At 71.1% G+C, this 4,750-nt stretch carries 8 protein-coding genes; 7 read left to right on the top strand and 1 reads right to left on the bottom strand.

Annotation, left to right across the window (positions count from 1 at the left end):
• Nucleotides 1-62: 62 nt before the first annotated feature.
• Genes BGO22_RS22095 through BGO22_RS22085 form a run of 3 tightly spaced genes read left to right on the top strand, consistent with a single transcriptional unit; the run spans nucleotide 63 to nucleotide 1,508 of the window.
• Nucleotides 63-332 (top strand): flagellar biosynthesis anti-sigma factor FlgM, encoded by a 270-nt coding sequence (locus tag BGO22_RS22095; protein WP_286852444.1) that lies wholly within the window; start codon nucleotides 63-65, stop codon nucleotides 330-332.
• On the top strand, nucleotides 329-757 hold the full coding sequence (flgN, locus tag BGO22_RS22090) for a flagellar export chaperone FlgN (protein ID WP_286852443.1): 429 nt from the start codon (nucleotides 329-331) through the stop codon (nucleotides 755-757). Before BGO22_RS22095 ends, flgN begins: the two co-directional genes overlap by 4 nt.
• On the top strand, nucleotides 744-1,508 hold the full coding sequence (locus BGO22_RS22085) for a glycoside hydrolase family 73 protein (protein ID WP_286852442.1): 765 nt from the start codon (nucleotides 744-746) through the stop codon (nucleotides 1,506-1,508). Before flgN ends, BGO22_RS22085 begins: the two co-directional genes overlap by 14 nt.
• Before the next feature lie 4 nt (nucleotides 1,509-1,512).
• Here the strand turns inward: BGO22_RS22085 and flgA are convergent, their stop codons facing one another.
• Nucleotides 1,513-1,959, bottom strand: a complete 447-nt coding sequence (flgA, locus tag BGO22_RS22080) for a flagellar basal body P-ring formation chaperone FlgA (protein ID WP_286852441.1) — start codon at nucleotides 1,957-1,959, stop codon at nucleotides 1,513-1,515.
• A 241-nt stretch (nucleotides 1,960-2,200) separates the two neighbouring features.
• Between flgA and flgB the strand changes: the two genes are divergently transcribed.
• The 4 genes from flgB to BGO22_RS22060 all read left to right on the top strand — a co-directional run.
• Nucleotides 2,201-2,566 carry a flagellar basal body rod protein FlgB gene (gene flgB / locus BGO22_RS22075; protein ID WP_204743131.1) on the top strand — a complete coding sequence of 122 codons (366 nt, stop codon included), beginning with the start codon at nucleotides 2,201-2,203 and terminating at the stop codon, nucleotides 2,564-2,566.
• A gap of 2 nt (nucleotides 2,567-2,568) precedes the next feature.
• Nucleotides 2,569-2,979 (top strand): flagellar basal body rod protein FlgC, encoded by a 411-nt coding sequence (flgC, locus tag BGO22_RS22070; protein WP_204743129.1) that lies wholly within the window; start codon nucleotides 2,569-2,571, stop codon nucleotides 2,977-2,979.
• Between the two features lie 2 nt (nucleotides 2,980-2,981).
• The gene (locus tag BGO22_RS22065; RefSeq protein WP_286852440.1) at nucleotides 2,982-3,659 is read left to right on the top strand and encodes a flagellar hook capping FlgD N-terminal domain-containing protein; all 678 of its coding nucleotides are present in this window, start codon (nucleotides 2,982-2,984) and stop codon (nucleotides 3,657-3,659) included.
• Nucleotides 3,660-3,670: 11 nt separating this feature from the next.
• Nucleotides 3,671-4,750 (top strand): flagellar hook protein FlgE (locus tag BGO22_RS22060; RefSeq protein WP_286852439.1); only part of this gene is annotated, 1,080 nt, incomplete at its 3' end.

The raw sequence follows: 4,750 nt of genomic DNA, 5'->3' as shown, positions 1-4,750 counted from the left end.
CCCACCCTCACGCGCTGAACCGGGAGCGCGGCATGCGGACACGAAGCACACGAGGCGATCGAATGAGAGTCAACACCCCCCACAACGCAGCCCCCCTGGCACCGGTGCGCGCGCCGCAGCCGGCCGCCGAGGCCGCTGGCGCGGCCGGGACCACGCCAGCCGCGCTGCAGTCCGGCGTGCTGGGCCCGGCCATGCAGGCGCTGCGCGAGATGCCCGAGATCGACGAGGCCCGCGTGGCGCAGCTGCGCGAGGCCTACCAGCGCGGCGAGCTGCGCTTCGACGCCGGCAAGCTGGCCGCGCTCATCCAGCGCTACCACGGGGAAGGCCGGTGATCGCCGCCGCCGACGCCATGGCCCTGCTCGACGGCCTGCGCCAGGAGCGCGACGGCTTCGCGCGCATGCGCGCGCTGCTGCAGGCGCATTTCGACGCCGCGCTGAAGCACGACAGCGAGCGCGTGCGCGTGTCGGCCGAACGCATCACCGCGCTCACGGAACGCCTGGACGCGCTGTGCTCGCAGCGCCAGCGTCTGGTGCAGCGCCTCAGCGGTGGCGCCACGCGCGACGCCCACGAATCCCTGGCGCTGCGCCTGCCCGCCAAGGCGGCCGACCTGCTGCGCGAGCAGATGCGCGAGCTGCAGGCGCTGGTGGGCGAATGCAAGCGCTTGAACGTGCGCAACTGCGAACTCGTGGTGGGCCAGCAGGACATCATGGCCCGCGTGCTCAACGACGGCACCCCCGGCACCTATGCGCCTGCCTGAGTTTCCCTCCACCCCGGGGGCCTTCGCGGCGCCGCCGCTGCCGGTGCGCGCGGCGGCGGGCGGTGCCGGCGCCGGTTTCGGCGCGCACATGGGCGCACCCATCGGCGCGGACGCGCTTGGCGGTTCGGTGCGGCAGGAGGTGCAGCGCTTCATCGAGAGCGGCAGCGGCGCGGTGCTGGGCGGGCTGTCGCCGCAGGCGACCTGGCGGCGCTCCCTGGCCGCGCCCGCCTTGTCGCCTGAGCCGGGCAGCGCGCCCGAAGGCGGCGTCCCCGACGGCGCCAGCCGCGAGGAGCAGCGGGCTTTCCTCGACCGCATCGCGCCGCTGGCGCAGCGCACCGCCGCGCGCCTGGGCGTGGCGCCCGAACTGGTGGCCGCGCACGCGGCGCTCGAATCGGGCTGGGGCCGGCGCCCGCTGCGCGCGGCCGACGGCCAGATCATGCACAACCTGTTCGGCATCAAGGCCGGCGGCGCATGGCGCGGCGCGGCCGCGGAGGCGCCGACCACCGAATTCGAGGGCGGCGCGGCGGTGAAGACCACGCAACGCTTCCGCCACTACGAGGACCTGGAGCAGGCCTTTGGTGACTACGCCGAGCTGTTGCTTAACAGCCCGCGCTACCGGGGCGCCCTGGGCGCGGGTGGTGATCCGCGCGCCTTCGCCGACGCGCTGGCGCGCGGCGGCTACGCCACCGACCCGGCCTACGCCGACAAGCTCGCCGCCGTGGCGCGGCAGATCCAGCAGGGTGCGCGGTGAGGCGCTACTTCACCGGCTCCACTTCGTCGGGGCCCACCACGCGCGCCTCGATCACGCGGCCCGAGGCCAGGTTGCGCACGCGCACCGCGTCGCCGCGCTTGCCCTGGCCCAGGCTTTCGCCCGCGCTCTCCACCGCGATGGCGCCGCCGTGCCGCGCCACGATGCGCACCGGCCGGCCGCGCCGCACCAGCACCGGCTCGTGCAGCACCTTGGCCTGCAGCAGCGTGCCCTCGCGCAGGGCGCGCCGCGGCACGAGGCCCGCAATCGCGTCCAGCGAGCCGATCGCCTCGGGCGTGGCACTGAGGTCGCGCGCCTCGTACCGCAGGTCCGCTTCGGTCAGTGCGGCGCCGGCCCCGATGTCGCGCGCGGCCACCAGCACCTCGGCGCGCAGCCGGGCGCGCGCCACCACCGGCTCGCGCCAGCGCTCGCCGCAGCGCAACGCCAATTTCATTCGGCTGGGGTACCGGCCATCGACCACCACCACCTCGGGCGGCTGGTCACACTTTGGTTCGTGTTCCGGCGCGGAAACCACGCTCACGTCCACTTGGGCGCCGCGCCAGCCCCGCCCATCGGCGTGTTCGAGCCAGTGCGCGGTCACGGTTTTTACAATTTGCGGAATATTATTGGCGCAGAACGCGATTGATGGCGAACACAGGATCGCCGCGCACAACAGCAAGGAAAGAGGACGGCTCATGGCAATTCACTTCGGACAGGTCATCAGCGGACACGCACAGGCCTTGCAGCTGCGCGGTCAGCGGGCCGAGATCATCGCAGCTAACCTCGCCAACGTGAACACGCCGGGCTACCAGGCGCGCGACTTCGATTTCAGCGCGCGCTACGACGCTGCCCTGGCCGCGCGCGACGATGGCCTCGCGCTCGACCTCGACAGCGGCGACTTGCAGTACCGCGTGCCGCACCACCCTTCGGGCGACCACAACACGGTGGAGCTGGGCGTGGAGCAGGCCGCATTCGCGCAAAACGCCACCGGCTTCCAGGCCAGCCTGACCTTCCTGCAGATGAAGCTCAAGGGCCTCGCGCAGGCCATTCAGGGGCAGTGAGCATGTCCTTCGACAGCATCGCCGCCATCGCCGGCTCGGGCATGAACGCCCAGACCGTACGCCTGAACACCATCGCCAGCAACCTGGCCAACGCGCAGTCCGCCGCCGGTTCCGAGGACGGCGTCTACCGCGCGCGCAAACCCGTCTTCGCCGCCCTGATGGAAGAGGGAACGGGCAACGGCGCCAAGGTTCAGGTGCTCGACGTCGTGGAGAGCGACGAACCTGTGCGCAAGGTGCACGAGCCCGAGCACCCGCTGGCCAACGCCGACGGCGACGTCTTCTACCCCAACGTGAACCCGGTGGCCGAGATGACCGACATGATGTCGGCCTCGCGCGCCTTCGAGACCAGCGTGGAGGTGCTCACGCGCACCCGCGCGATGCAGATGGCCGTGCTGCGGCTCGGGGAGTCCTGACCATGCTCGACACCACCATGAACACCGGCGCCGTCGGCGGCGCATCCGCCTCGGGCGATGGCGTGGCGAAGAACGGCATGTCGGTGCCGCAGGACATGTTCATCCGCCTGCTGGTGGCGCAGGTGCGCAACCAGGACCCGCTGGAGCCCAAGGACCCGAGCGAGTTTGTCTCGCAGCTCGCCACGCTCTCGCAGACCGAGGCGCTGCAGACCCTGGTGAGCCAGAACAACGGCACCGCCGCCATGCTCGACAGCCTGCAGGTGCTGAGCCTGGGTGGCCAGGTTGGCCACACCGTTGCTGTTCGCACTTCGCGGATAGATATTGCAGGAAAAAGTGTTTCTGGCTCGTTCACGCTCGACGCGTCCAGCCAGACCACGGCCGTGGTGCTCACCGCGGCCGATGGCCGCAAGCACCGCGTCGAGCTGGGGCCGCGCGCCGCCGGCACGGTGGATTTCCGCATCGACCCGGCCGCGCTGGGCCTGCCCGAAGGCCGCTACTCGATCGCGGTCGACGCTGGCGAGGGTGTCCCGGCGCCGGGTGTCGACGTGCGCGGCGTGCTCTCGGGCATCCGCCTTTCGCCCACGGGGGGCGTGCAGATGAACGTGAGCGGCATCGGCGAGGTCACCCCGGCCGAGATCACCGGCTTCTTCGGTCGCGAGACCACTTCTTCCAACGGATAAAGGAACGCAGCATGAGCATGGAAATCGCCCTGTCCGGCGTGAAGGCCATCAACGCCGAACTCGAGACCATTTCGAACAACATCGCCAACGCGGGCACCTACGGCTTCAAATCCAGCCGCACCAACTTCGCGTCCATGTACGCGGACACCTCGCCCATGGGCGTGGAAGCGGCCTCGCGCACGCAGTCCATCGGCATCGGTGGCGGCACGCTCAACACCGGCCGCGGCATGGACGTGGCCATCAAGGGCAAGGGCTTCTTCGCGGTGAAGGAGCCGTCGGGCCAGACCCTGTTCACGCGCGTGGGCATCTTCACCGCCGACCGCGAGGGCTACGTCACCGACAGCTTCGGCCGCCGCCTGCAGGGCTATGGCGTGGTGCCGGGCTCCGACGTGCTGGGTCCCATGGGCGACATTCGCGTCAGCAAGGAACAGCTGCCCGCGGTGTCCAGCTCGCGCCTGGACTACGTGGCCAACCTCTCGGCCGACTGGACCGCGCCCACCGTGGCGGTCTTCGACCCGACTGAGCCCCTGAGCTACAACGGCTCCAACGTCTCGGTGATCTACGACTCGCTGGGCTCGCAGCACACGCTCACGCAGTACTTCGTGAAGACCGGTCCGAACGAGGTGACCGTGCACTACGGCTTCGACGGCGCGCCGCTGGCCGCCGGCACCGAGACCGTGCTGCAGTTCGGCACCGATGGCCGCCTGACCCTGCCCACCGGCCCGGTGGCCAAGGCCCTGCCGCTGCCGGCCACGGTGGACCCGATCACGCTGGACCTGAACTACGCCGGCACCACCCAGTACGCGGGCCAGACCACCACCACGGTGAACGACGCCGACGGCAATTCCTCGGGCGCCTTCCTGTCGGTGAGCATCGACGAGGACGGCGCGGTGCTGGCCCAGTACAGCAACGGCCTGCGCCAGCGCGTGGGCACGGTGGCCCTGGCCAACTTTCCCAACGAGGACGCGCTGGCCAACGTGAGCGACACCAGCTGGACCGTGACCAACGCCAGCGGCGAGCCGCTGTACGACGCGCCGGGCGTGGGCCAGGCCGGCTCGCTGGTGGCCGGCGCGCTGGAGCAGTCCAACGTG

It is taken from the genome of Hydrogenophaga sp. 70-12 (assembly GCF_001897365.1).
In the GTDB taxonomy this organism is placed as follows: Bacteria; Pseudomonadota; Gammaproteobacteria; order Burkholderiales; family Burkholderiaceae_C; genus Hydrogenophaga; species Hydrogenophaga borbori.
Note: the sequence above shows the minus strand (reverse complement) of the source record. Positions and strands in the feature narration are given on the sequence as shown.